This window comes from Arthrobacter sp. D1-29, assembly GCF_054130585.1.
This window is the reverse complement of the sequence record NZ_CP096383.1, coordinates 4,840,642-4,865,808: the sequence shown is the minus strand read 5'-3', so window position 1 is coordinate 4,865,808 and position 25,167 is coordinate 4,840,642. Positions and strand designations below refer to the sequence as shown.

The 25,167-nt window shown below is 63.3% G+C and carries 22 protein-coding genes and 1 rRNA gene; 17 read left to right on the top strand and 6 right to left on the bottom strand.

Features of this window, described 5'->3' with window-relative positions:
- Window positions 1-13: 13 nt before the first annotated feature.
- Both M1E17_RS22160 and M1E17_RS22155 read right to left on the bottom strand, forming a co-directional pair.
- Entirely contained in the window at window positions 14-1,087 is a 1,074-nt protein-coding gene (locus M1E17_RS22160; protein ID WP_457964204.1) for an aldo/keto reductase, read from the bottom strand.
- A 209-nt stretch (window positions 1,088-1,296) separates the two neighbouring features.
- A complete protein-coding gene (locus M1E17_RS22155; RefSeq protein ID WP_457964202.1) occupies window positions 1,297-2,187 on the bottom strand; it encodes a hypothetical protein in 891 nt (296 codons plus the stop codon).
- Window positions 2,188-2,417: 230 nt separating this feature from the next.
- On the opposite strand from M1E17_RS22155, the gene M1E17_RS22150 reads away from it, so the two are divergent.
- Window positions 2,418-2,816 (top strand): YchJ family protein, encoded by a 399-nt coding sequence (locus M1E17_RS22150; protein WP_457964201.1) that lies wholly within the window; start codon window positions 2,418-2,420, stop codon window positions 2,814-2,816.
- A gap of 11 nt (window positions 2,817-2,827) precedes the next feature.
- On the opposite strand, the gene M1E17_RS22145 is transcribed toward M1E17_RS22150, so the two are convergent.
- From M1E17_RS22145 to M1E17_RS22135, 3 genes are all read right to left on the bottom strand, one after another.
- Window positions 2,828-3,673 (bottom strand): hypothetical protein, encoded by an 846-nt coding sequence (locus M1E17_RS22145; protein ID WP_457964200.1) that lies wholly within the window; start codon window positions 3,671-3,673, stop codon window positions 2,828-2,830.
- 51 nt (window positions 3,674-3,724) lie between these two features.
- Window positions 3,725-5,710, bottom strand: a complete 1,986-nt coding sequence (locus M1E17_RS22140) for an acyl-CoA dehydrogenase family protein (protein ID WP_457964198.1) — start codon at window positions 5,708-5,710, stop codon at window positions 3,725-3,727.
- Between the two features lie 73 nt (window positions 5,711-5,783).
- On the bottom strand, window positions 5,784-6,074 hold the full coding sequence (locus M1E17_RS22135; RefSeq protein WP_457964197.1) for a hypothetical protein: 291 nt from the start codon (window positions 6,072-6,074) through the stop codon (window positions 5,784-5,786).
- A gap of 270 nt (window positions 6,075-6,344) precedes the next feature.
- Here M1E17_RS22135 and M1E17_RS22130 point away from each other — a divergent pair, with 270 nt between their 5' ends.
- The 10 genes from M1E17_RS22130 to M1E17_RS22085 all read left to right on the top strand — a co-directional run bounded on the left by M1E17_RS22130 (window position 6,345) and on the right by M1E17_RS22085 (window position 19,835).
- On the top strand, window positions 6,345-7,814 hold the full coding sequence (locus M1E17_RS22130; RefSeq protein WP_457964196.1) for a DUF3375 family protein: 1,470 nt from the start codon (window positions 6,345-6,347) through the stop codon (window positions 7,812-7,814).
- Window positions 7,807-8,796 carry a DUF4194 domain-containing protein gene (locus M1E17_RS22125; protein ID WP_457964195.1) on the top strand — a complete coding sequence of 330 codons (990 nt, stop codon included), beginning with the start codon at window positions 7,807-7,809 and terminating at the stop codon, window positions 8,794-8,796. Before M1E17_RS22130 ends, M1E17_RS22125 begins: the two co-directional genes overlap by 8 nt.
- Window positions 8,793-12,275, top strand: coding sequence for an ATP-binding protein (locus M1E17_RS22120; protein ID WP_457964193.1), 3,483 nt, complete (start codon window positions 8,793-8,795; stop codon window positions 12,273-12,275). The genes M1E17_RS22125 and M1E17_RS22120 overlap by 4 nt, the downstream gene beginning before the upstream one ends.
- A 212-nt stretch (window positions 12,276-12,487) precedes the next feature.
- A complete protein-coding gene (locus tag M1E17_RS22115) occupies window positions 12,488-13,225 on the top strand; it encodes a hypothetical protein (RefSeq protein ID WP_457964192.1) in 738 nt (245 codons plus the stop codon).
- A gap of 186 nt (window positions 13,226-13,411) precedes the next feature.
- Window positions 13,412-14,515 carry an iron-siderophore ABC transporter substrate-binding protein gene (locus M1E17_RS22110; protein ID WP_457964190.1) on the top strand — a complete coding sequence of 368 codons (1,104 nt, stop codon included), beginning with the start codon at window positions 13,412-13,414 and terminating at the stop codon, window positions 14,513-14,515.
- A 10-nt stretch (window positions 14,516-14,525) separates the two neighbouring features.
- Window positions 14,526-15,647 carry a FecCD family ABC transporter permease gene (locus M1E17_RS22105; protein WP_457964188.1) on the top strand — a complete coding sequence of 374 codons (1,122 nt, stop codon included), beginning with the start codon at window positions 14,526-14,528 and terminating at the stop codon, window positions 15,645-15,647.
- 71 nt (window positions 15,648-15,718) lie between these two features.
- On the top strand, window positions 15,719-16,756 hold the full coding sequence (locus tag M1E17_RS22100) for a FecCD family ABC transporter permease (protein WP_457967890.1): 1,038 nt from the start codon (window positions 15,719-15,721) through the stop codon (window positions 16,754-16,756).
- 1 nt (window position 16,757) lies between these two features.
- Window positions 16,758-17,585 carry an ABC transporter ATP-binding protein gene (locus M1E17_RS22095; protein WP_457964186.1) on the top strand — a complete coding sequence of 276 codons (828 nt, stop codon included), beginning with the start codon at window positions 16,758-16,760 and terminating at the stop codon, window positions 17,583-17,585.
- Window positions 17,582-18,622, top strand: a complete 1,041-nt coding sequence (locus M1E17_RS22090) for a siderophore-interacting protein (protein WP_457964185.1) — start codon at window positions 17,582-17,584, stop codon at window positions 18,620-18,622. The genes M1E17_RS22095 and M1E17_RS22090 overlap by 4 nt, the downstream gene beginning before the upstream one ends.
- A gap of 358 nt (window positions 18,623-18,980) precedes the next feature.
- Window positions 18,981-19,835, top strand: a complete 855-nt coding sequence (locus tag M1E17_RS22085; RefSeq protein WP_457964184.1) for an SGNH/GDSL hydrolase family protein — start codon at window positions 18,981-18,983, stop codon at window positions 19,833-19,835.
- On the opposite strand, the gene M1E17_RS22080 is transcribed toward M1E17_RS22085, so the two are convergent.
- Window positions 19,832-20,119, bottom strand: coding sequence for a YciI family protein (locus M1E17_RS22080; RefSeq protein ID WP_457964182.1), 288 nt, complete (start codon window positions 20,117-20,119; stop codon window positions 19,832-19,834). The two genes, M1E17_RS22085 and M1E17_RS22080, sit on opposite strands and share 4 nt — an antisense overlap.
- Window positions 20,120-20,189: 70 nt before the next feature.
- On the opposite strand from M1E17_RS22080, the gene M1E17_RS22075 reads away from it, so the two are divergent.
- From M1E17_RS22075 to M1E17_RS22050, 6 genes are all read left to right on the top strand, one after another.
- Window positions 20,190-20,669: a MarR family winged helix-turn-helix transcriptional regulator gene (locus M1E17_RS22075; RefSeq protein WP_457964180.1), complete on the top strand. Its 480-nt coding sequence runs from the start codon at window positions 20,190-20,192 to the stop codon at window positions 20,667-20,669.
- Between the two features lie 50 nt (window positions 20,670-20,719).
- On the top strand, window positions 20,720-21,481 hold the full coding sequence (locus tag M1E17_RS22070; RefSeq protein WP_457964178.1) for an SGNH/GDSL hydrolase family protein: 762 nt from the start codon (window positions 20,720-20,722) through the stop codon (window positions 21,479-21,481).
- A gap of 253 nt (window positions 21,482-21,734) precedes the next feature.
- Window positions 21,735-21,971 (top strand): 50S ribosomal protein L28, encoded by a 237-nt coding sequence (gene rpmB, locus M1E17_RS22065; protein ID WP_108598676.1) that lies wholly within the window; start codon window positions 21,735-21,737, stop codon window positions 21,969-21,971.
- Window positions 21,971-22,138: a 50S ribosomal protein L33 gene (gene rpmG / locus M1E17_RS22060; protein WP_013602737.1), complete on the top strand. Its 168-nt coding sequence runs from the start codon at window positions 21,971-21,973 to the stop codon at window positions 22,136-22,138. The genes rpmB and rpmG overlap by 1 nt, the downstream gene beginning before the upstream one ends.
- Before the next feature lie 3 nt (window positions 22,139-22,141).
- Window positions 22,142-22,447 (top strand): 30S ribosomal protein S14, encoded by a 306-nt coding sequence (rpsN, locus tag M1E17_RS22055; protein WP_050687445.1) that lies wholly within the window; start codon window positions 22,142-22,144, stop codon window positions 22,445-22,447.
- A 680-nt stretch (window positions 22,448-23,127) separates the two neighbouring features.
- Window positions 23,128-24,651 (top strand): 16S ribosomal RNA (locus M1E17_RS22050).
- The last annotated feature ends 516 nt before the right edge of the window (window positions 24,652-25,167 follow it).

The following is a 25,167-nucleotide window of genomic DNA, read 5'->3' as shown; positions in this document are numbered from 1 at the left end:
GGACATCCACGTCCTAACGTCGGCGCAGCTCCGCGTACTCCAGGGAGGGGACTACAGCCCCGGCATCGCGCTCCACAAAGTTGGTTCCGGGAGGCACCAGGTCATCGATCAGATCAAGCACGGACTCGTCCAATACGGTCTCGGCGGCCTTCAGGTAGGCCTGCAGGTGCTCTTCGCTGCGGGGACCGATGATCACGCTGCTGACGGCTGGGTGGCTAAGGGCGAAACCAACAGCCAGTTCCACCAGGGGCAGCTCCAGCTTGTCGGCCAGCCGCGCCAGCGAATCGGCGGCCAGCAGCTTCCGCTCGCTGGCCGGTCCGGAAATGTCGTAGCGGCCAGGGAGTGAATGCGTCCGGGTAGGGGCTCTTCCAGAGTCCAAAACAAAGTCCCCGGAGAGCCAGCCTCCAGCCAGCGGGCCGTAGGCGAGAACGCCCAGGCCGTATTGCTGGGCGATGGGCAGGACGTCGCGTTCATTGCCGCGCACCAGCATTGAATATGGGACCTGGTTGGCCACCGGAGGGATCAGGTGGTTGGTGGTGGCAAGCCATTGGGCTTCCACCAGCTGCGCGGGTGTGAATACCGAGGTGCCGTAGTAGAGGATTTTTCCCTGCCTGATCAGGTCGTTCAGGGCAGTGATGGTCTCCAGTACGTCGGTGTTGTAGTCCGGACGGTGGGCCTGGTAGAGGTCGATCCGGTCTGTTTGCAGGCGTCGGAGGCTGCCCTCCACTGCCTGCATGATCCATCGACGGGAGTTTCCCGAATGGGCGGGGTTGGGGCTCATCTGCCCGTGGAACTTGGTGGCGAGGAAAACATCGTCGCGGCGGCCTCGAAGTGCCCGGCCCACCACCTGCTCCGACTCGCCCTGTGAATAGACATCGGCGGTGTCCACCGCGGTGATGCCGGCGTCCAGCGCGGCCTGGATGATGCGGATGGCTTCGTCGGCGCCGGTGGGAGCGCCGGTGGGGGCGCCGCCTGATATGCCGCTGCCGGATGCGCCAGGCCCCGCGCCGAAGTTCATGGTGCCCAAAGTGAGCGGGCTGATGGGCGTACCTGACCGCCCGAATACCCGCAGTTCGCTGAGGCTCATCCCCGGATTCCTCACATTAGATTGTCCACGCGGATTGCTGTGGATCGTCATGAGGCTACCCAAATTGCGTGCCTCACAGCCGGAATGCGCCACAGTGCTTCGCTTTTCGTAGCATGGGGTAACGCCGGGGTGCCCAGTGACGATTTGTGAAGATCGGGCCGGCTGAATCAGGACGGCTGGATCAGGATGATTGAGGCCAGCCGCTGGATTCAGTGCCGGTCTGCAGGCAGCTTGCCCTTAAGTGCGTTGGAGTGGCCGGAGAGGGATACCAGCGAGCCTGTGTCCAGCATGGACAGCGGAGCAGCGGCCGGAGGTTTCTTGAACGAGCGCGGAACATCGTGCACCGGCTTGTCCTGATGCAAAGCAGACTCCACCAGCGGCGCCACGGCTTCCACCTTTTCGGCTGGAACGGCGGGACTGGGAAGTTCCCGCACGGACAGCTTGATCTCGGGCGCGGCGGCGCGTGCACGCGCAATGGCCCGGGCGTCTGCTTCGGCGACGGCTGCGGCCCAGTCCTTGGCCAGTACTGGCGGCTCACTCCGGGCGGCCGTCAGTAACGGGTGATGTTCGACGGCGGTGAGGAACCGGGAACGAAACTCCGCCGGCTTCAGGAGGGCGCCCCAGTCGCGGGGAGCCGCCGGCGCTGAAGCTGGCTTCGCCGCCTTGGAACGAAGGGCCCGGAGTACTCCGCCGGCGCGTGCTTTGGAGGCAGGGGAGGGGGCGGCAGCGGCGCCGTCGGACTCTGGAAAACCGCCCGACTCAGGAAGACCGCGGGACTGTGGAAAGCCATCGGACTCTGGGAGGCTGCGGGACCCTGGAAAGCCCCCTGACGCCGGGACTGACTGCCCCGGGGCCGCTGGGCCGGGCCTGGGCGCATCCTCTGCTTCCTGTGCTGCATTGGCAGGGAAGTGGACCAGCGAGGCGGGGTCGTTCCGGGGAAACCTTCCAAAGAGGGCCATCACCAGAAGGGCGGCCAGGCGTCCGATGCCGGCCAGGACCAGGGTGGCCACGACCAGCAGGAACAGGACAAAAAACATCAGGAAGGCGAGGCCGAGTGTTCCGAAAAAGGTCAGGTTGAGGGCAATCGTTGTTGCGTCCACGTCACCATCTCCTCTCTGCCGGCAGCGAGGCCCGTGCCGGCACCATCAACCACGGGCAACAGCCCCCCACCACCTTACGGACTATTCCTGAGCGCTGCCGCCGCCGGGCGGGGCGCGTTCGAGGTTGTTTCGAACCTGTTACCCGAAAACACAATTCCCCGGGCGTTTATAGTCGGATTAGCCCCGGCCGCGATCCGAACGCGGGCCCGGCAGCCCCCGACAGGAGCACCATGTTTGAGAAGCCGACCAACGCCCGCACCTGCGTGTGCCTTTCCGGCCTTGAGTACTTTGAGTGCTGCGGCCGTTTCCACAGTGGCGAAGCCCGGGCGGGAACCGCTGAGCAACTGATGCGCTCCCGATACAGCGCGTTTGTCCTGCTCGACGCTGATTATCTGATGTCCACCTGGCACCCCCGCACCGCTCCCGCGGAGCTGGAACTGGACCAGGGGATGCAGTGGCGCCGCCTCGACATCCTGTCCGCCACGGGCGGGCCGTTTGATAATGAGGGCACAGTGGAGTTCAAGGCCCATTTCGTCTATGGCGGGGAACGGGGAGTTCATCATGAAACCAGCCGTTTTGTGCGGGAGGAGGGGCGCTGGTACTACGTCGACGCCGTCCTCATTGCTTAGGTTTCGATTGCTTAGGTCTCGTCGTAGGCTTCGTCCGGAGTGAAGCCTGCCTTGTCCACCTTGCGGTGGAAGTGCATGCCTGCCAGCCCGCCCAGCACGGCTCCCGCCAGCGCGATCAGCGCCACAACTACAGCGGCGATGATGCTTGCCGTGGTCAGCTCGCCTTCGTTGATGGGGATGCGCGGGAAGCTGTTCAGATTGGCCAGGATGTTGAACTGCTGCCCGGCGATGAGGCCCAGCAGCGCCACCGCCACGGCGGCGATCAGTGCCCAGATCCACACCATGAATCCCTGCTTGGCGCCATTGAACCTGGCCATCCGGCCGGCCACGTAGCCGCCCGAGTAGTAGGACACAAACAGGATGGCCAGCAGGACGATGATCCCTACGATCCCCACTGCGCCGTTCGTCGTCACCTGGTTGACCGCTTCATTGACGTCCGTGTTGTTGGCGAGGCCTACAGCGGTCCCGGCTCCGGCCACCAGGGCAGTCAGGAGTACTGACATTCCAGTGGCGGTGAGCCAGCCAAAGAAGGCTGAGCCCACTTTGATGCCGCCGAACTGTTCCTTCTCGCGGGCCACAGCGGTGGCGCGGTCGGTCAGGTTCGGGTCTGCCGCAGCGGGATAGGCCGCCGCCGTGTCCGTCACGTCCGGATCCGCCACGTACTCCCGTTCGCCGTAGGCGCCCGCGGGAGCCTGGTCGAATGCCCGGGTGGGCTGTCCGCCGGCGAATGTTTCGTCACGAGCACTTTCCCTGCGGAAGTTCTCATCCCCGGCACGCCTGGTTTCATCCCCGGCACGCCTGTTCTCATCGCCGGCACGCTGGGGAAGCCTGTCATTTGGGTCTGTTGAGCTGCTCATGGCACCACTCAACCACTGCTCAACGGGGATAGCAAGGATGCTTACTATCTGCTAGCGGTAGTTCCGGTGCAGGTTTTCCATCTTGGAGGGGCCGGGAGTGGCGTCCGCAATCCAGGGTCCGGTGCCTTCAGATGAGTCAAGGACACCGGCCTCCAGCCAGGTGTAATCCCCGGCCAGGACCTTGCGCGAAAGGTCATGATCGGCGTCGTCGGTGTTGCGCCACAGCTGGTCGAAGTACTCGTCAACGCGGACCCGGGCCTGCTCGCAGTACGCCTCGGCCAGTTCGTATGCTGTGGCCCCACGCTCCGGGGCTGTGCGGAGCAGCATTTCGGCCCGTGAACAGCAGGCGGCCATGGCGTAAAGCTCCGCGCCGATGTCCACAACACGGCCCAGGAACGCCTGCTTGTGCTCCAGCTTTGCCTGCCAGCGTCCCATGCCGTAGAAGGTCTGCCGGGCCAGCCGCCGAGAGGACCGCTCCACGAACCTGATTTGCTTGGCCAGCCGGCCGAACTCGCTGTAGGACCGCGGGTCCATCCCCGCGCCGGCCACGAGCTTGGGCAGCCATCTCGCGTAGAAACCGGAAGCCCCGACGGCGGCCCTGGCTTTGTCTGACAGGCTGGCATCGGCGGAGGCGAGGTCACCTGCGGCGGCAAGGTGGGCATCCACCGCTTCCCGCGCGATGAGGAGCTTCATGATCTCCGACGATCCTTCGAAGATCCTGTTGATGCGGAGGTCGCGCAGCTGTTGCTCGGCGGGAACCGCCCGTTCGCCCCTGGCCTCCAGGGATTCGGCGGTTTCGAAACCGCGGCCGCCGCGGATTTGCACCAGTTCGTCAGCGATCCGGCAGCTTATTTCCGTGGACCAGAGCTTGGCCAGCGCGGCCTCGATCCGGACGTCCTTCTGGCCGGCGTCGGCAAGTTCAGCCGACAGTTCAAAAACGGCGTCCAGGGCAAAAGCCGAAGCTGCGATGAAGGCGATCTTCTTGCCCACGGCTTCATGCTTGCCCACGGGCCGGCCCCACTGAATGCGGGCATTGGACCATTCCCGGGCGATCTTGAGGCTCCAGCGGCCCGAGGCGACACAAAGGGCCGGGATGGAGAGCCGGCCGGTGTTCAGCGTGGTGAGCGCGATCTTGAGCCCCTGGCCTTCGCGGCCCAGCCTGTTCGCGGCAGGAACGCGGACCTGGTGGAACCTGGTCACCCCGTTTTCGATTCCGTGCAGCCCCATAAAGGCGTTGCGGTTTTCCACGGTGATGCCGGGGGAGTCCATCTCAACAACGAATGCGCTGATGCCGCCCTTGTGCTTGGTGCCGTCCGCATCGGTGTGCGCCGGGACCAGCGCCATGACCACCACCAGTTCGGCGATCACGCCGTTAGTGGTCCAAAGCTTCACACCGTCCAGAAGGTAGGACTCGCCGTCGTCCGTTGGTACTGCCGTGCTGCCCATCCGGGCGGGGTCACTGCCGACGTCGGGTTCGGTCAGCAGGAAGGCGGTGATGGCGCCCCCGGCGCACCTCGGAAGGTATTCGTGCTTCTGCTCGGCCGTGCCAAACACCTTCACGGGCTCCGGAACACCGATTGACTGGTGGGCGGAGAGGAGTGCGCCGAGGCTGGGGTGGACACTGCCCAGCAGCGCCAGGGCGCGGCCGTAGTAGACCAGCGAAAGGCCCAGGCCGCCGTACTCCTGCGGGATCTTCATGCCAAAGGCGCCCAGCTCGGCCAGTCCCCGCAGATACTCGTCCGGAATTTTGGACTCGCGTTCGATCACTCTTCCGGACAGGGTGCGGGCATATTCGGTCAGCCGCGCCAGAAAAGCCTCACCGCGTTCCACGTCCCCGGCATCAGCCGCCGGCCACGGATGGATGAGGTTAAGGTCAAAGCTCCCCAGGTACAGGCCCTTCGCGAAGCTCGGCCTGTCCCAGCCGCTCTCTCTGGCGGCTTCCGCCACTGCGCGGGCTTCCTCGGCAGTGACTTCGGGGCCGATCTTGCGGGCGGCAACGGGGGTTTCGGCGGCGGGACTGTCAGTAGCGGAGCTCATGGGTTATCTCCTTGACCGGGATGGCCGTTCAAGCCATGGATCCGCCGGGTTGGAGAACCCTTCAGCTGTCCCTCTATATTACCCGCGGGTAGCTACCGGTGCTAGGGGATTGCTGTCCTTGAAAGTCCCCGGACACCTCCACCGCTGAGGCGTGGTGCACAAGCCTGTCCCAGCCGTGGTTGATGCCATGAACCACGGCCAGCAACGTGCTTGAGAGGATTATCCAGGCGAGCTTGCCCACACCCACCAGGACCAGCGCGATGAACGCCGCCGTCAGGACAAAGACCAGCAGGACGGCGGCAAACATCAGGGTTCCGATGAACACCATGGTGGCTGTCTCCACTGCACTTAAGTCGAACTGCATGCTTCCCCCTGCTGCGACGTCTGATGTGGTTGAGAGTTGGTTGAGATCAGTAGCATGAGCGTAGGGGCAGCCGGCCCTCGCAGCCAGAGCCAGAAGGGTGGATCAGGCTGTTGATACGGGATCGAAATGATACGGCGACGAAGGTCACGGGCCGGTTGCGGACGCACCCTGATTAGGGGGCCGATGAGGGGCTGTGCCGGGCTGCGTTAACCTTGTAGCTGGCAGTTTCCGGATTCCACTGCCGAGCCCCCACCAGCTGAAGGAGTATCTGTGCCCCGTTCCGCCAGGTCATCCGCTGATGCGATGAGCGCCAGGCTCCGGGACCTCGAACTCCTCACCAAGGGACCGGCCTGGGCGCTGACACGCTCCGCACCCTGGGTGATTGCTGTACTGCAGGCCTCGTTTACCCGCGTCCGTCCGCAGCTTCCGCTGGAAGAGTTCCATGCCGACGTCGATTCCTTTCTTGAGCAGCTGCGGCGCCAGGAACCGGGGCTGGGCAGCGGGGCGAACGGAACGCCTTCCGGGAAAAAATACGCCGATGAATGGACACGTAAACAGTTCCTGACCCGGCGCAACCAGTCGGGGCAGATCGTGTACGAAGTCACGGAACCCGCGGCCCGCGTTCTGGCGTTCCTGGATAGCCTTTCCAGCGAGCGTTCCACCCTGAACGGTTCCCGGCTGGGCACGCTCCTGGGCGATGTGGAGAAGCTGGCCAACGAGACCAACCCGGACCAGAGCGCGCGGCTGGAATCCCTTGAAGAGGAGATCGAAGACCGCCGGCAGCTGATCCAGGACATCAGCTCCGGAGACTTCGACGGCCTGCTGGACGACGACGAAGCCGTAGAGGCCGCCGGGAACATCCTTGACCTGGCCGCCAGCCTGCCCGCTGACTATAAAAAGATGCGTGACCGCATCGAGGAGCTGGTGGGCGAACTGCGCAACCAGATCATTGAGGAGTCGCTCAGCAAGGGCGCCACCATGGCGCAGGTGCTGGAGGCGGACAAGAGGCTGCGGCAGAGCCCGGAAGGCAGGACTTTCCGTTCCTTCACCGCCTTCCTGGAGGACCCGCAACAGCAGCTCAGGTTCCGCTCGGCCATCGGCGAAGTCCTGAGCCGGCAGTTCGCTGACGACTTGTCGCCCGAGGACCGCGAAACGCTCAAGAACCTGGTGGCCGAACTCCGCCAGCAGCACAGCCAAATCCAGCGCATCTACGGCAAGCTCAGCGAGAGCCTGAACACCTACGTACAAAGTGACGATTTCCGTCAGTCAGTACGGCTCCGGAAGGTGCTGCGCGAAGCCGAACAAGCTATCCGTTCCCTGCCGTACGAGCGGGAACGCCCGGGCCTGGTAGCTGGTCCCGTCCTGTTCAACGCCGGATTTGAATCCCTGGCCATGGTCAAGCTCTATGATCCGGATGAGTTCGCTGTCCCGCCCAGGCTGGCTGACCCCATTGCCTTCAGCGACTCCGACCGCGTGCGCTCGCCGCGGACGGCCAAGGCCCGCCCCGATGTTGTCCGGGCCGCTGTTGCCGGGGCCTCCACCCTCGCCGAGGCCTGGGGCCAGCTGCCGCCGGAAGAGCGCCACATCAACACCATCCGCGCACTCCTCTCGCACGCACTCCAGTCCGGGGCGGACTTCTACCGCGAAGCCTGGGACGGACTGGACTTTGAACAGATAGACGGCACCAGCCGCACGGCCTACCTGCCGGTGGTCACGCTCGCAAAGGACTCAGATGACTGAAGAAACGACGACGGCGGCGGCCCCCGCTGAAGAGGCGACAGTTCCTTTGGAGGAGGCAGTTTCCTTGGCGGCGGCATCTGGTGCTGAACAAGCCTTTACCGTCACACCCAGGGACACATTCGTTGATGGCGCGGCGCTCTTCCCCGGGGATTCCGGCGTGCTGTCCATGAAGGTCCGTCAGGCGCTGGTCAAGCTCCTGAAAGGTCCGTACATCGACGGCGGCCGGGACGAAAAGCTGTGGACGACGCTCCTGGACAACCAGCTGATTCTCCGAAGCCGCCTGTCCGAGCTTTTCCTTACGCTGCAGTTGGACCATGAGCGCAAGATCGCGGTTTTGCGGCCTGTTGACCCCGAGGCCATCGGCGGCGGCACCCGCTCCAGCATCCTGCGCCAGCAGCGGGCCCTGAGCCGGGTGGAAACCATCGTGCTCCTCCGCCTCCGGCTCCTGCTTGACCGCCACGTCACAGCCCAGACAGATCCCACCATTACGCGGGAGGAAATCGCAGACCTGGTGGCCCACTACCAGCCAGCCGGCCAGCAGGATGCCCTCAGGGACGCCGACGTGGTCAGCAGGGCAATCACCAAACTCATGGCCCGCCAACTCCTCCTCAACACCGGCCTGGACGACGTCTACACCATCTCCAACGCCCTCCCGCTGGCACTGCCGTTCGAAAACATCGGCGACATCCCGGCCCAAATCGAAGCCCTGGTAGCAGCCACCTCGGACCCCGCAGGAACCGAAGCCCTCCTAGAACTCGACGGCGAGAATTCTACGGAAGAGGACGCTGGGGACGACGATTCGGAAGGTGAGCTACCTCCAGGCGCAGCAGCCGATGCCGCCCAGGGAGTGGCATCGGGCCTGTCGGAGCCGGGCGGATCGTCCGCAGGACGAATGCCGCCCGGCGAAGGGGCGGGGGCGGCATCGGCTGTGGAGCCGAACCCAGCAACGACAAACGCAACCACAGCGAAGGAAAGCAAGTGAGCATCGCATCCATGCTGCCCATGGGCGAGCTCACGAACCCGGGCCAGATGCGCCTTGCCCTGGTCCAGGTGGTGAACTGGGGCACCTTCCATGGAGCCCACACGATGCACGTGGACCGCAATGGCACTCTGCTGACGGGCAACTCGGGCGTGGGCAAATCCACGCTGTTCGATGCCATGCTGCGCGTGTTTGATGCCCGGCCGCGCTCCAATGAGGCTGCGGCCCAGCGTTCCGGTGGTGCCGTGGAGGACAAGAGGACCACGTTCACGTACATGCGCGGAAAGGTGGGCGACAAGGCCGTGGGCGAGGGCTCGGCAAGTGCCTTCCAGCGCCCGGGTGCCACCTGGTCCGCCGTGGCCCTGACGTTCGATAACGCGGCGGGCACCCGGGTGACGGTGTCGGCTCTCTTTGACTTGCCCAAGAACGGCACGGAATCCAGCGTCGGCCGGTTTTATGTGATTGACGGCAAGCCGCTGGACCTGGCCGCCATCGAGGACATTGCGGAGAAGCGCTTCACCAAGGCGGCGCTGGAAACGATCTTCCCGGACGCCCAGATCTTCGATGTCCACAAGGCCTTCGCCGAACGGTTTCGGCGACTGCTGGGCATCAGCTCGGACCAGGCCTTGCCTCTCCTGCGTGTGATTCAGGCGGGTAAAGGCCTGGGCGGCAGCGTCAACACCTTTTTCCGTGACCAGGTCCTGGACGCCCCGGCCACCCTCGCCGCCGCCGATGACGTGGTGGAGGAGTTCAGCAACCTGATGTCCATCCGGCAGCGGCTGGAGGACGTGCGGCAGCAGCGTGACCAGCTGGCGCCGGTGCCCGGGCTGAACAAGGAGTATGCGCAATCGCTGCTGGACGCAAACCGCCTCCGTGATCTGGCCGGCGAGGAATTCGATGCCTACAAGCAGCAGCTCGCGGTAGCAGTCCACCAACAGACCCTGGCCCGGTTCAAGGAGCTGGCCCAGGCGAAGGCCAAGGAGCTCGGGGCGGAGCGGTCGGTGCGTGACGGACTGGCCAAGGAACTGCGCCAGCTGGAGACCGACTACAACAACCAGGGCGGCAACGCGATTTCCGCCATTGAGCAATCGATGGAAAATGCCCAGGTAGGGCTCCTCCTCCGTGAACAGGTGGAGGAGGCCGCCCGCAAAGCCCTGGCCGACGCCGGGCTGCAGCTTGAGTGGACTGCGGAGGGCTGGGAACAGGCCCACGAGCAGGCGGAGGCCCGATCAGCGGAGCTGAAGGACGATTCGAAGGCGCTCCAGGAACTTCGCTTTGAGGCTTTTGACGGCCACGCCACCAAAAAGCGTGAACTCGCGGCAGCGCAGCAGGAGCTGGTGTCGCTGAAAACGCGCAAGTCCCTGCTGCCGCCGTCGAGCATTGAAAACCGGGCAGCGATAGCAGCAGCCACCGGCGTTCCGGAGGAGCGGATGCCGTTCGGCGGCGAGCTGATCGACCTTGCCGAGGGGGAGGAGCGGTGGCGGCCTGCTGCAGAGCGTGCGCTCCGGAACCTTGCCACCACGCTGCTGGTCCCGGGCGAACATTTCGCGGCAGTGACCCGCTACCTCAATGACAACACAGTCCGTGGTGCCCTGCGCGCAGTGGACGTGTCCAAGCCGCTGCCCGGCGGCGCGCTGGCGGTAGAGGACGTTCGCGACGGCGATCTGCTGACCAAACTGGACATCCTCACTACCAATGCCGCCGCAGACGCCGGGGCGTGGATCCGGGAGCGCATCGCCCTCGATTTCGCCTTCCCGTGCGTCGAGGACCCGGGTGAACTGGCAGCACTGGAGAAGGGCCTGAGCCTGGGCGGTGTGGTCAAGCGGAACCGCCACACGGTGGAGAAGGATGACCGCTTCACAAGCCGGCAGGACTACGTTCTCGGGTTCGACAACGCCTCCAAGCTGGAACTGGTGGCGGCTCAGGTGGAGGATCTGCAGCAGGAACTCGCCAAGGCGGCGGAGCTGGCGCAAAGCCGCGAGGAGTCGCACCAGGGCATGAGCCGCCAGCTCGAGGCGCTGCGGCGCATCGCCGAAGACCACAGGCCATGGGAACAGGTCTCGGCAGCGGTGGCGGCGGAGGAGCTCGCCAGGATTGAACAGCGGCTCAAGGACGCCCTGGCCGCACAGGCGGACCTGGAGCCGCTGCGTGCCAACATCGAAGCGGCGCGGCAAAAACACCAGTCCAGCACGGAGGCGGCTGCCGTCCTGCAAAGCGAATACAAGGCGCTTGACCGGCAGATGAGCACCGCCGATTCCCTGCTGGAAGCTGCCCGGGCCCGCTTGGAGCAGGCGCCGCCGTCGGAGGCCACCGTGACGGCGCTTGAACCGTACTTCACCGAGTTTGGTGACGTCACGGAGATGCATGAGCTGGACAACCTGGCCAACCGGGTACGGACGGTACTCCTGGGCGAGCTGCATGCCGCTGAATCGAGCGGGCAGGCCACCTCCGAGCGGCTGACCCGGATTTTCGAGGGCTTTGTGCGGGAGTGGGGAACCGCGATCTCCGCGGACCATGGCACGTCCATCGGCGCGGCAGGCGAGTTCGAAACCCGGTACCACGCGATTGTGAGCGACGGGCTTCCCTCCCAGGAAGCGGAATTCCGGCAGTTCTTCAACCAGCGCACCCACGAGTCTTTTAGCACCCTCCTGCACTTGCTGGACGAGGAACGCCGGGCCATCACCAGCCGCATCCTGCCGCTGAACGGCATCCTGTCTCAGGTTAACTTCCATGAGGGCAGCTACCTGGAACTGGACATCAAGCAAACCCTGCCCGCCACGGCAAAGCAGTTCAAGGACGCGATCCAGAATGCGTTGAAGGCGCGCCACACGCGTACGGGTAAAGGCGAAGGAACCGACGACGCCGAACTCACCACCCGCTACAAGTCGCTGGAGACCCTCGTCAAACGGCTCAGCTCGCAGGCTCCGGAGGACCGGCGCTGGCGGGCGGAGGTGCTGGACGTGCGCGGGCACCTGTTCATCCAGTGCAAGGAACACCGCCACTTGGTGGCAGAGACAGTCGCAGCAGAGACAGCCGGGGGAGAGATAAGCGGCGGCCGGAACGGCGACGCGAAAAAGACCGACGTCTACATGCACGCGGACACGGGCTCCATGTCCGGCGGCGAGAGGCAGAGGTTCACGGCCTTCATCATGGCCGCGGCGTTGAGTTATCAGCTGGGCATTGCGGAACAGGGCTTCACCACCTACGGCACCGTGATGATGGACGAGGCGTTTGTCCTGGCCTCAGAGGAGTTTGCCGGTGCTGGAATCAAGGCACTTCACGAGTTCGGATTCCAACTGTTGCTTGCTGCCCCGGAGAACGTCATCGATCTCTCCCGGCACCTGGGCTCGGTGACGGAGATTCTGCGGGACAAGCGCACCAACCGCTCCGGTGTACTCACGGCTCCCGTGATCAACGCTGCACGCGGTTCCTCAGGTGTATGGCGTTCGGAGGCCAACCCGGTGGATATTGTGCTCCGCTGACACCCCTCATTTCCGTGCGTCGCGGCGGAGAGAGTAATTTATATAACAAATCGATGGAGATATTGCCAAAACCCTAGTGGAAGATGCTTTCGGGCTGCCATTCTGGTGGGCATCAAACACCTCGCCCTGATCCTCCCCCAAGGTGCCGCGGAACGCTGGGTCCCGCTGAGTACCGGCCGAGTCTGAGGGGCTTTTCCTGAAAGGCACCATCAATGCGCCCAGCACAAGCACGTCTTTTTGCCGCCATCGCCACCGCCGCCCTCGCTCTGACCGGCTGCATGGCCAACGCCTCGACTGCCGGTTCGGAAGCCCCGGGTTCGGAAGCTTCCGCCGCTGCCAGTCCCTCGGCCTCATCAAGCGCTCCGCCGGTTTCGTCAAACGCCACCCCGTCTGCCGACTCTGCCGGCCCGACGGCGGCCGCCGCACCGCCGTCGTCCTCTTCCGTTCCTGCCGGGCTGGCAACGTATACGTTCCCGGACGGCAGACTGTCGTTTAAGTACCCGGCGGACTGGCGCGTGGAGCTTTTCGAAGCCGCAGCCTCGCCCTTTGCGGGCACGGCCACCGTGTACGACGCGAACGGGACCAGGCAGGCTGAGATATATACGGGAGAGATTGCCGACGGTGTCAGCAGTCCCGTCACCAGGACGGTGTTCGAATCCGTGCCGGTTCCAGGCCTGCAGGGACAACCTGACCCGGCTGCGCACTACTCGTTCTACGTGGACAATGTGAACGACATTGCCATTTACCGGATGCACCTGACGCCGGGCGTCCCTCTGGCCGGGGCCGAGATGGCGCTGGGCGGGATTATCCGGATCGGCGACCGCGTCCTCATTGCGGAGGTTGATTTCATCGACAACCCCTTTGCCAGCGATGATGCCGCCAAGTCCTGGCTCGCCGGTACAGAAGGCCAGGCGCTCAGGGGGCTCCTGATGAGCATCTCCTACGCGTAACAGAAGGCAGGGCTCTACGTCCGCCACTTCACCGCAAGGCTTCCCCGCTGCAGGGGGAGCCTTGCAGTTTAGGCCGAAAATGTGTCCTTAGTCACCTGGAAGCAATTAAGACATGGAATCCTTGCGTAATGGAGACGAGGGTAGGCTAGCCTTACTTGGGTTCGCATCATTCACCTAAGGAGTTCCGTGACTTCCCCCTTCTTCTCCGGCCCAAGTGCCACCCGCCGCATGCTGTTCAAGTCGGCCGGCAAGGCATCAGCTGTTCTGGCCGCCGCGGCGCTCACCATGACTGCCTGCTCCACGGGACCTGCATCCTCTGCCGCAGATGCCGGCACCTCCAGCTCCAGCAGCTCGCAATTCCCCGTCACCATCAAGCATGTCTACGGCGAGACCACCATCAAGGAACAGCCCAAGCGCGTCGCCACCGTTTCCTGGGTTAACGACGACGTCTCCATCGCCCTCGGTGTGGTCCCGGTTGGCCTCCCGAAGAACGAATGGGGCGGGAATGACCAGGGTTCCACGCCGTGGAAGGACGCAGCCCTCGAAAAGCTTGGCGCGGGCTTCGGCTCAGACAAGGCTCCCGTACAGTACTCCGAGACTGACGGCATCAACTTCACCGAAATCGCCAAGCTCACCCCGGACGTCATCCTGGCCGCATACTCCGGGCTGACCGAAGAGGACTACAAGAAGCTCAACGAGATCGCCCCCGTAGTGGCGCACCCCGAGCTGGCATACGGTACGTCCTGGCAGGACTCCACCTCCATCATTGGCAAGGCCCTTGGCAAGGACGCCGAGGCCACCAAGCTGATCGCGGACACCGAGTCCACCATCAAGGACAAGGTCGCCAAGTTCCCGCAGATCGCCGGCAAGACCTTCATCTACGGCAACCTGGAACCCGCCTCGGCTGACGGCGTCAACGTCTACACCGCCAACGACAACCGCCCCCGCTTCCTAAGCGAGATCGGCATGAAGCTGGCTTCTGTTGTGGAGGACAACTCCAAGGGCTCCAAGGAATTCTTCATTCCGTGGTCCGCCGAAAAGGCCAACGAGCTGGACTCCGACATCTTCGTCACCTGGGTTCCGGACGCCGCCACCACCGACACCATCAAGTCCGACCCCCTGCTCGGCCAGATCCCGGCCATCAAGAAGGGCGGCCTTGTTGCCGACTCGGACAATACCCTCACGCTGTCCATCTCCGCATCCTCTCCGCTGAGCCTGCCGTGGTCACTGGACACGTTCCTGCCGCAGCTTGCGAGCGCAGCGGATAAAGTCACCGGCGCAGTGAAGTAAGCACTGTCCCGTGACGGAAAGTACGACGACGGCGCCCTCCGCTGTGCGCGAACGGACACTTGGGGCCCCAAAAGGGTCGCAAAAAGGGCCTCAACTGTCCGTTCGCGCCGGTGGCGGGCTCCGCGAAGGCGGAAAAAGCAGAACCAGCCAGGCCGCCTGGCTGATCGCCGCCGTCGTCGTACTTGCCCTCCTGACAGCTCTCTCCTTGGCCGTCGGTGCCCGCGGCCTTTCCCTGGGCACCGTATGGCAGGCCCTTACCGGCTTTGATCCGGCCAACGGCGATCACGCAGTTGTCCATGCCCGCATCCCGCGCACCGTGCTGGGCCTGCTCGCCGGCGGCGCCCTCGGCCTCGCCGGCGCCGCCATGCAGGGTGTGGCCCGCAACCCCTTGGCAGATCCCGGAATCATCGGCGTGAATGCCGGGGCCGCCCTCGCCGTCGTCACCGGGATCTACGTGTTCGGGGTTTCCTCGCTCACCGGCTACATCTGGTTCGCCTTCATCGGAGCCGCAGCGGCCGCCGTCGTGGTTTATCTTGTTGCATCCCTGGGCCGGGACGGTGCGACGCCCATCAAACTCGCTTTGGCTGGTGCCGCGCTCAGCGCAGGCCTGTACTCGCTGATGAACGTCATCCTGGTTTCCAGCCAGGACACGCTGGACAGGTTCCGTTTCTGGCAAGTGGGCGGGATAGCGGGCCGCGACTGGTCTGTGGTGCTGCCGGGCCTGCCTTTCCTCGCGGCGGGGGCGTTGATTGTGCTCTTTACGGGCCGCATCCTCAACAGCCTGGCCCTGGGCGACGACATTGCCCGCGGTCTTGGCCAGCGGGTTGGCCTGGCACGCGGCGTGACAGCGCTGGGCATTGTCCTGCTCTGCGGTTCCGCCACGGCCCTGGCCGGCCCCATTGCGTTTGTTGGCCTGGTCATTCCGCACGCCGTCCGTTCCCTCACCGGCCCCGACTACCGCTGGATCCTGCCGTTCTCCCTGGTCCTGGCTCCTGCCTTGCTGCTGGCCGCTGACATCATCGGCCGGGTGGTGCTGCTGCCCGGTGAGGTTCCGGCCGGCATCATGACCGCCATCGTGGGTGCACCCGTTTTCGTCTGGCTGATCCGCCGCGGGAAGGGAGCAGGGCTGTGAGCACCACCGAAACCAAACGCCCCGTTGACCTATCACTTCCGGTCCCCAAAACACCGTCCAAGCAGCCATATCTGATAGCGCAACCTGGGTGGCGGACACCTGCACTGGCCATCGGTGTGGTGGCGCTCTTCGCCGCGTACGTTCTGCTGGGCAGCTATACGGTGACGGTCCCGGACTTCTTCCGAATCGTCATCGCCCACCTGACCGGCGGTGAACGGATCCCCGGCGCCAGCTTCATCGTGATGGAAAACAAGCTGCCCCGCGCGGTCATCGGCACCATGATCGGCGCCGCATTCGGTCTTGCCGGGGGCCTCTTCCAGACCATGCTTCGCAACCCCCTGGCCAGCCCCGACGTCATCGGCATAACCTCAGGCGCCAGCGCGGCAGCGGTCACATCAATTGTCATCTTTGGAGCCTCGGGCGCTGCCGTGTCCGGCGCGGCTCTGGGCGGCGCGCTGGGCGTGGCCGCCCTGATCTACGCCATCTCCCGCGGGGGCTCCCTTGGTTCAGGGGGCGGCAACACCGGCAACGCGGCCGGCAACCGACTCATCCTGGCCGGAGTGGGCATCGCCGCCGCACTGCACGCAGTTGTCAGCTTCCTGATGACGCGGGCGGACATCCGGACAGCTGCAGATGCCCTTGTCTGGCTCAACGGCTCTCTCAATTCGGCAAACTGGGAACGCTCCGGCGTGCTGGCGCTTTCGCTCCTGATCCTGGTTCCCGCCGTCGTGGCCCTGGCCGGTCCGCTCCGCATCCTGGAACTCGGCGATGACGCCGCAGCAGGATTGGGGATCCGCGTGGGATTCACACGCCTGGCGTTGGTCATCACCGCCGTCGCTTTGGCAGCGGTCGCGACGGCGGCAGCAGGCCCGGTCTCGTTCGTCGCCTTCCTTGCCGGTCCCATCGCCCGCCGCTTTACCCGCCAAGCCAGCCTTCCGGCGTCGGCCTTTGTGGGTGCCCTGATTGTCCTGGCGGCGGATTACTTCGCCGCCAACATCGCCCCCCTGCTGCTGGATGGCACCGTGCTGCCCGTTGGCGTGATCACGGGGGCGCTGGGTGCCCCGTTCCTGCTGTGGCTCCTGGTCACGGCCAACCGAAAGGATGCCTGACATGGCAGTTCTGACCGCCCGGGACCTCACGCTCAAATACGATCAGCGCTGCGTGGTGGACGGCCTCACGGCCGAAATCCCCGAGGGCAAGGTGACCATGATCGTGGGCGCCAACGCCTGCGGAAAGTCGACGCTGCTCCGCGGCCTGTCCAGGCTCCTCAAACCCGCGGCGGGTTCAGTCACGCTGGACGGCAAGGACATCCACTCCCGGCCGGCCCGCGAACTTGCCCGCACCCTGGGGCTCCTCCCGCAGCACCCCACGGCTCCGGACGGCATCACCGTCCGCGACCTCGTGGGCCGGGGACGTTACCCGCACCAGGGCTTCTTCCGCAGCTGGTCCGAGCAGGACGACGCCGCAGTGCAGCGTGCGCTGGAAGCCACCGATACGCTTGAACTCGCCGGGCGGAACGTGGACGAGCTGTCCGGCGGGCAGCGTCAGCGCGTCTGGATCGCCATGGCGCTGGCGCAGGAAACCGAGGTGCTGCTGCTGGATGAGCCCACCACCTACCTGGATCTCGCCCACCAGGTGGAAGTCCTGGACCTCGTCACAGACCTGAACCGCAGGCGCGGCACCACGGTGGCCATCGTCCTGCACGACCTCAACCTGGCGGCGCGCTACGCGGACCACGTCATCGCCATGAAAGCCGGGGCGGTGGTCGCGCTGGGAGCCCCCGGTGACGTTGTCACGGAGGAACTGGTTCGCGAAGTCTTCGGACTGGAGTCCCGCGTGATTCCCGATCCTGTTTCAGGCACCCCCTTGATCATCCCCATCGGCCGCCACCACGCCACCGCTTATGAAGCCGTCAACGAACTGGAGTTTGTTTCATGAAGACCCGCGATGTTGCCTCCACGGAACCGATGACCCTTGCGTTTGAAGTGACGGTTTCCTCCGTGCAGGAGCTCAGCCCCAACTTCCGCCGGGTGACCTTCGGCGGCTATTCCCTGCGCGACTTCGGCGTCCACGGCGACACCATGGATCTTCGGATCAAGCTTATGATCCCGTCCCTGGCCGAGGACGGCACGCAGCTTCCGCTGCCGGTCTTCGAAATGGCCGAGTCCGGCTGGTACCGCGAATGGCTGGCGATGGACCCGGCGGTCCGCGGCTCCATGCGTACCTACACCGTTCGCCAGTCACGGCTGGATTCGGTGTACCCGGAGATCGACGTGGACTTTGTGATGCACTTCGACGACCACGGTCACGGTGGCCCGGCCGCCCACTGGGCCCTCAACGCGAAGCCTGGTGACGCCATCACCATGATCGGCCCCAACAACCGCGCCGCGCACTGCGTGACTGCTGAGATCTATTCGGGCATCGAATGGCGGCCGGGTATGGCCCAGCGGGTCCTTCTGGCCGGGGATGAAACAGCCATTCCAGCGATCTCCGCGATCCTCGAGAACTTGCCCTCGTACATGAGCGGTCACGCCTTCCTCGAGGTGCCGCAGGCCGGTGACTTCCTGGACATCAAGACCGCCGCCGACGTCCAGATCACCTGGCTGGCGAGGGGCGCCGCCATCGGACGGTCCCGGCCGCACGGCGAACTGCTGCAGCAGGCAGTGCGCCAGGCAATCCCGGTTCCCGGGTGGGTGGGTATTAAGGAGTCCGACGGCGGCGCCGGTCCCGAGCCCGAGGACGTCAATGTGGACGTGGACATCCTCTGGGAGACTCCAGCCCGGATGGAAACAGCCGAGATCGAAGCCACGAAGAACCCCGACATGCCTGCCGGCGCCATGCCCTTCTACGCCTGGATCGCCGGGGAAGCCGCGGTCATCAAGGACATGCGTCGGTACTTGGTGCGGGACGTGGGGATCGACCGGAAGCAGGTCGCCTTCATGGGGTACTGGCGGCAGGGGAAGGCCGAGGGGTAGGTCTTCTCGGTCCTGGCTGGGCGGGCCAGTTGCGTCGTTTTGCCGTCGCTTAGACACCTCCCTGCGCTACGTTCCGGCCGCGGACGGCCTTCACTGCGCTCCAGTCGGCGATGCGCTCCTACGCAAAACAACGCAACTGGCCGTGCCTCGGGTACTTGAGCCTCATCTCGGCTTCCCTGCGCTCTTTCTGTTGGGGTTACGTTGGGATAGTGCGGGCAACTTACCAAACCCTCTCTCACCTTTTTCTGGGTTTTCGGTGATGCTCTCTCAGCTTTCGCTGGTTTTTGCCTGACGCTCTCTCACCTTTTGTTCATCCTGGCGTCGTGCTCGCGTTTCCTTGGGTGGTTAGGTTGGTGGGATGGGTGCTGGTCCTTTGCTTCCGGATAGGGATGGGCGGCGGGTTTTTGTTGCCCTTGGCGATTCGTTTACCGAGGGGGTCGGTGACCGTGACGAGCGTTTCCCCAATGGCGTTCGGGGATGGGCTGACCGGGTAGCAGAAAAGTTGGCCAAAGCGCAGCCCGGTTGGAGGTACGCCAACCTGGCCATCAGGAGCAAGCGGCTGCGGCACATCATCAGCGAGCAGCTGGAACCGGCCGTGGCGATGCGGCCCACGCTGGTTACGCTGTATGCCGGCGGCAACGACATCCTGGACCTCGGCACCGACATGGACGCGCTGATGGCGGACTACGAATATATGGTGACGCGGCTGGCCCAAACCGGAGCAACCCTTGTCCTTTTTACCGGTTTCGACGTCAAAGTCTCAGCACTCCTTGAGCCCCTGAAGAAACGCAACACCAGTTACAACCAAAGAGTGCGCAAGATAGCTGCGGAGTACGGCGCCGTGCTGGTGGACTACTGGTGCCTCGACGCCTTCCACGACCGGCGGATGTGGGACGCTGACCGGCTGCACATGTCCAAGGCGGGTCACAAGTACCTTGCGGGACAGGTCCTGGACCAACTCGGCGTGCCGCACAAGATTCGTCCCAAGGAGTGGGATCCGCCGGTGAGGCTGAGCCTGCGGGAATGGGAAAGGCGGCAACGGCGCTGGGTCCATGACTGGGTGCTTCCGCTGTTCGGGCGAAAGATCAAGGGCATCACATTGGGGGATGCGCTTAGCCCGCGCTGGCCCGAGCCTGTCCGGGTGCCACCGAAGCGCGGCCTGAAAAAACTGCTCCGGCAGCGAGCTGCCGGAGCCCCGGAACAGCAGGGCTAGTTGTCCAGCAAGTTATCAAAACCAGGGGCCACCCTGTTGGCCGCGAACTCCATGACCTCGAACTCCGCCACGCCATTCACGTAAAAGGGGTCCTTGGCGAGGCTCGCGTCCAGTGTTGCGCGGTCGGTCCTCGACAGCAGCAGCCCGCCGGTTCGGGGAACCTTCCGGCCGGCGGCAACAAAGACGCCGTCGTCAAAGGCTTCCTGCAACCATTCGACGTGGGCTCCAAGATGGAACTCCACGATGTCCTCGGGCACTTTGTAGCTCAGCGACACAACATACATGCGTTCCAGCTTACCGCTGGCAGGACTCCTCACTTGAAGCCTCAAGCTCCCGTACTCCTAGAATGGACGCATGACTGAACCGCGCTGGCTCAACGCAGACGAACGCCGTGCCTGGCTTGCCCTGGTAAGCATCAACACCCTGTTGCCGGCCGCGCTGGACACGAAGTTGCATGTCGCCGGAAAGCTGTCCCTTTTCGACTACACCGTCCTGGCGATGTTGTCAGAAGCAGACGAGCGGTTCCTTCCAATGAGTGAACTCGCTGCCCGCAGTAGTGCCTCCCTGTCCAGGCTTTCGCACGTCGTGACCAAACTCCAGAAGCGGGGGTGGGTGGAGCGCCGCCCGCACCCGCACGACGCCCGCGTCACCATCGCCCACCTCACCGAAGAGGGGATGGCCACCATCGTGAGCCTGGCACCTGATCACGTCGAGTCGGTGCGGGAGCTATTCCTGGACGCCCTCTCCGAGCAGGATGTCCTGGACCTGGCACGTATCGGCGAAAAGGTCGTGGCACGCCTCGATGAGGACCACTGGATCCTTCGGGAGAGCTGAGCAGCATTCCCGGCTTTGTTGCTCCCGGCAACGGATGACACACTGGCGCTATGGATTTTTCAGCCCGGTACGTAGCGCTTGGTGACTCCTTCACGGAAGGCGTCGGCGATGAGGATCCCTCGCGCCCCAATGGTGTCCGCGGCTGGGCGGACCGCGTAGCCGAACAGCTGGGTGCCGCCGATCCCGGTTTCGGTTACGCCAATCTCGCCATCCGCGGGAGGAAACTGCGCCAAATCATGGCAGAGCAGGTGGCCGCCGCCGTCGAACTTAAACCCACGCTGGTGACCGTTTATGCGGGGGCGAACGATATTTTTCGCCCCAAGGTAGACATCGACGATCTCCTGGTTGAGTACGACGCCGGCATCCGCAAGCTGACCGCCACGGGCGCCACCGTGGTCATGTTCACCGGCTTTGATTCCAGGGGTTCGAAGATTTTCGGCACCACCCGGGGCCGGACCGCTATCTACAACGAACTGGTCCGCGGAATCGCCGGCGACCACGGTGCCCTGCTGGTGGATTATTGGCGTTTCAGTGAGTACTACGACTGGGGAATGTGGGCCCAGGACCGGATGCACATGTCGGTGGCCGGGCATGCCAACATGGCCAAGCGCGTCCTCACAGTCCTGGAACACGATCATTCGATCGAGGTTCCGCCGATGACCCCGGTACCGGAACTGAGCCGGACGGAAGCCCTTCGCGCCAACGCCCGCTGGGTCCGCGAGTTCGCGGCCCCGTGGGTGGCCCGCCGAGTAACCGGAAGGTCTTCCGGCGACGGACTGAAGCCCAGATATGCGGAGTTGACCCGCATCTGACAGGGCAGCTGCTTATACACCTTTTGAGGCCGGATTGGTCTTTAATTACTCGAACTCGTAGACTTGGTAGGCGCTAAGTGCGCGGAGCGTGCGCAATTGCTCCGGTGGCCCGGTAATTTTCTCCAGGGTAGCCGGTAGTTAGGGGCTCAAGTTGCGTGACTAACCGTTCGCCCTGATTAGTTTGGGTCGCACTTGGACGCATGATCCAGCAGCAGATATGCGGATCATTACTTTCAATTCTTGAGGAGAAGTCATGGCAGCACACTGCCAAGTGACCGGAGCCGAGCCGGGCTTTGGGCACAGCATTTCGCACTCGCACCGCCGCAACAAGCGTCGGTTCGATCCGAACATTCAGAAGAAGCGCTACTGGGTTCCGTCCCTGCGCCGTAACGTCACGCTGCAGGTTTCTGCACGTGGCATCAAGACCATCGACGTGCGCGGCATCGACGTAGTCGTCGCCTCCATCCTTGCTCGGGGAGTGAAGCTCTAATGGCTAAGGACAAGGACGTACGTCCGATCATCAAGCTCAAGTCGACTGCGGGCACGGGTTACACCTACGTAACCCGCAAGAACCGTCGTAACGATCCGGACCGCATGGTTCTGAAGAAGTACGATCCCAAGATCCGCCAGCACGTCGAATTCCGAGAGGAGCGCTAAACCATGGCTAAGAAGTCAAAGATTGCTCGCAACGAGCAGCGCAAGGTCATCGTTGAGCGTTACGCCGCAAAGCGCCTCGAACTGAAGAAGACCCTCGTCGACGCCAACGCTACCGACGAAGCACGCGAAGCTGCACGCCTCGGCCTGCAGAAGCTGCCCCGCAACGCGTCCCCGATCCGTCTGCGTAACCGCGACATCATCGACGGCCGCCCCCGCGGTACCTTCCAGAAGTTCGGCATCTCCCGTGTTCGCTTCCGCGACATGGCTCACCGTGGCGAACTCCCGGGCATCACCAAGTCTTCCTGGTAATTCAGCACCGCTGATTCCAGCTGCTTGAGAAGGGCCGGCAACCGTTTGGTTGCCGGCCCTTCTGTGCGTTAAGCCTGCATGTTGCGATGCTTCCTGTGCCCGATTGCGGGCATCCCGCCGCTGTGTCGCAGGACACGGAAACCCCGTACGACGACGGCGCCTGGTTTTTGCCTTCCAAGGCCCCTTCAGCCCAGTAACGGCGGGGGTTTGGCCCCCTCCGAAGGGGATTTGCGATGGGCGCGGAGTGGGTGTATTGTTTTTCTAGTCGCCAGAGGGAGACAGCGAAGAGCTGGTTACCAGGGCGGCGAAACCCACAAATTCAACACCAGATTCTGGTAGCTCTTTAGAGTGCTTCAGTTCGGGTGCAGGATGGTTTTTGACCGGGTGCGGGTCCTGAAAGATGGATTTGCAACCGGGCCGGAAACCGGGTAAGTTTGAAAAGTTGCTCCGGAGCGATCCGCGGCCCTTGAGGGGTTGTGGTGGTGCCGGGTGTGTCTGTTGTTTGAGAACTCAATAGTGTGCCAAGTTTGTTGATACCGGTTTATTTTATATGAATTGGTTGAATTGGCCGGACTGACCACCCCGTGGTTGGTTTGGTTTTTACAGCTGGTTTCAAATTTTGTGCAGCCGTTTTATCCCGTTTTCCCGGGGTTGGTGGTTGTGTCTGTTTTTGTTTTACTTCAACGGAGAGTTTGATCCTGGCTCAGGATGAACGCTGGCGGCGTGCTTAACACATGCAAGTCGAACGATGAAGCCCACTTGTGGGTGGATTAGTGGCGAACGGGTGAGTAACACGTGAGTAACCTGCCCTTAACTCTGGGATAAGCCTGGGAAACTGGGTCTAATACCGGATATGACTCCTCATCGCATGGTGGGGGGTGGAAAGCTTTTTGTGGTTTTGGATGGACTCGCGGCCTATCAGCTTGTTGGTGAGGTAATGGCTCACCAAGGCGACGACGGGTAGCCGGCCTGAGAGGGTGACCGGCCACACTGGGACTGAGACACGGCCCAGACTCCTACGGGAGGCAGCAGTGGGGAATATTGCACAATGGGCGAAAGCCTGATGCAGCGACGCCGCGTGAGGGATGACGGCCTTCGGGTTGTAAACCTCTTTCAGTAGGGAAGAAGCGAAAGTGACGGTACCTGCAGAAGAAGCGCCGGCTAACTACGTGCCAGCAGCCGCGGTAATACGTAGGGCGCAAGCGTTATCCGGAATTATTGGGCGTAAAGAGCTCGTAGGCGGTTTGTCGCGTCTGCCGTGAAAGTCCGGGGCTCAACTCCGGATCTGCGGTGGGTACGGGCAGACTAGAGTGATGTAGGGGAGACTGGAATTCCTGGTGTAGCGGTGAAATGCGCAGATATCAGGAGGAACACCGATGGCGAAGGCAGGTCTCTGGGCATTAACTGACGCTGAGGAGCGAAAGCATGGGGAGCGAACAGGATTAGATACCCTGGTAGTCCATGCCGTAAACGTTGGGCACTAGGTGTGGGGGACATTCCACGTTTTCCGCGCCGTAGCTAACGCATTAAGTGCCCCGCCTGGGGAGTACGGCCGCAAGGCTAAAACTCAAAGGAATTGACGGGGGCCCGCACAAGCGGCGGAGCATGCGGATTAATTCGATGCAACGCGAAGAACCTTACCAAGGCTTGACATGGACCGGATCGCCGCAGAAATGTGGTTTCCCCTTTGGGGCCGGTTCACAGGTGGTGCATGGTTGTCGTCAGCTCGTGTCGTGAGATGTTGGGTTAAGTCCCGCAACGAGCGCAACCCTCGTTCTATGTTGCCAGCGCGTGATGGCGGGGACTCATAGGAGACTGCCGGGGTCAACTCGGAGGAAGGTGGGGACGACGTCAAATCATCATGCCCCTTATGTCTTGGGCTTCACGCATGCTACAATGGCCGGTACAAAGGGTTGCGATACTGTGAGGTGGAGCTAATCCCAAAAAGCCGGTCTCAGTTCGGATTGGGGTCTGCAACTCGACCCCATGAAGTCGGAGTCGCTAGTAATCGCAGATCAGCAACGCTGCGGTGAATACGTTCCCGGGCCTTGTACACACCGCCCGTCAAGTCACGAAAGTTGGTAACACCCGAAGCCGGTGGCCTAACCCCTTGTGGGAGGGAGCTGTCGAAGGTGGGACTGGCGATTGGGACTAAGTCGTAACAAGGTAGCCGTACCGGAAGGTGCGGCTGGATCACCTCCTTTCTAAGGAGCACCTACAAACCATTGCCGCGTGTATGCGTGGTGGGGGTTTGTCAGGAGTATATGCCCGTTGCGCAGACGCAAGTTCTGCGGCGGGTGCTCATGGGTGGAATATCAACAAATAGCGGCTGCCTGGTTTATGCCTTATCTAGTACGGATGTCCTGTTCTTCTTTGAAGTGCGGGTGTCCTGGAACGGTGGGGTGTGGTTTGGGTGGTTTAGTGTTTGGCACACTGTTGGGTCCTGAGGCAACAGGGCCGGTGGGAAAAGATCATGGTTTTGGCTGTGGTGTGTTTTTTCCGGGTTTGTTTGTTTCTGGTTTCCTGGCTGCACCGATCGCACGGTTGCCCTTTTGGGGGTGTGTGTGGGGTGTGTGGTTTGGGGTTGTTGTTTGAGAACTACATAGTGGACGCGAGCATCTTTTATAAGAAGCAATTTCCAAGAATATGAACCTGGATCTGGCTGCGCTGTTGATGCCCTTTGGGGTGTTGGGGTGTGGTTGGTTTTCATGGTTCTCTCG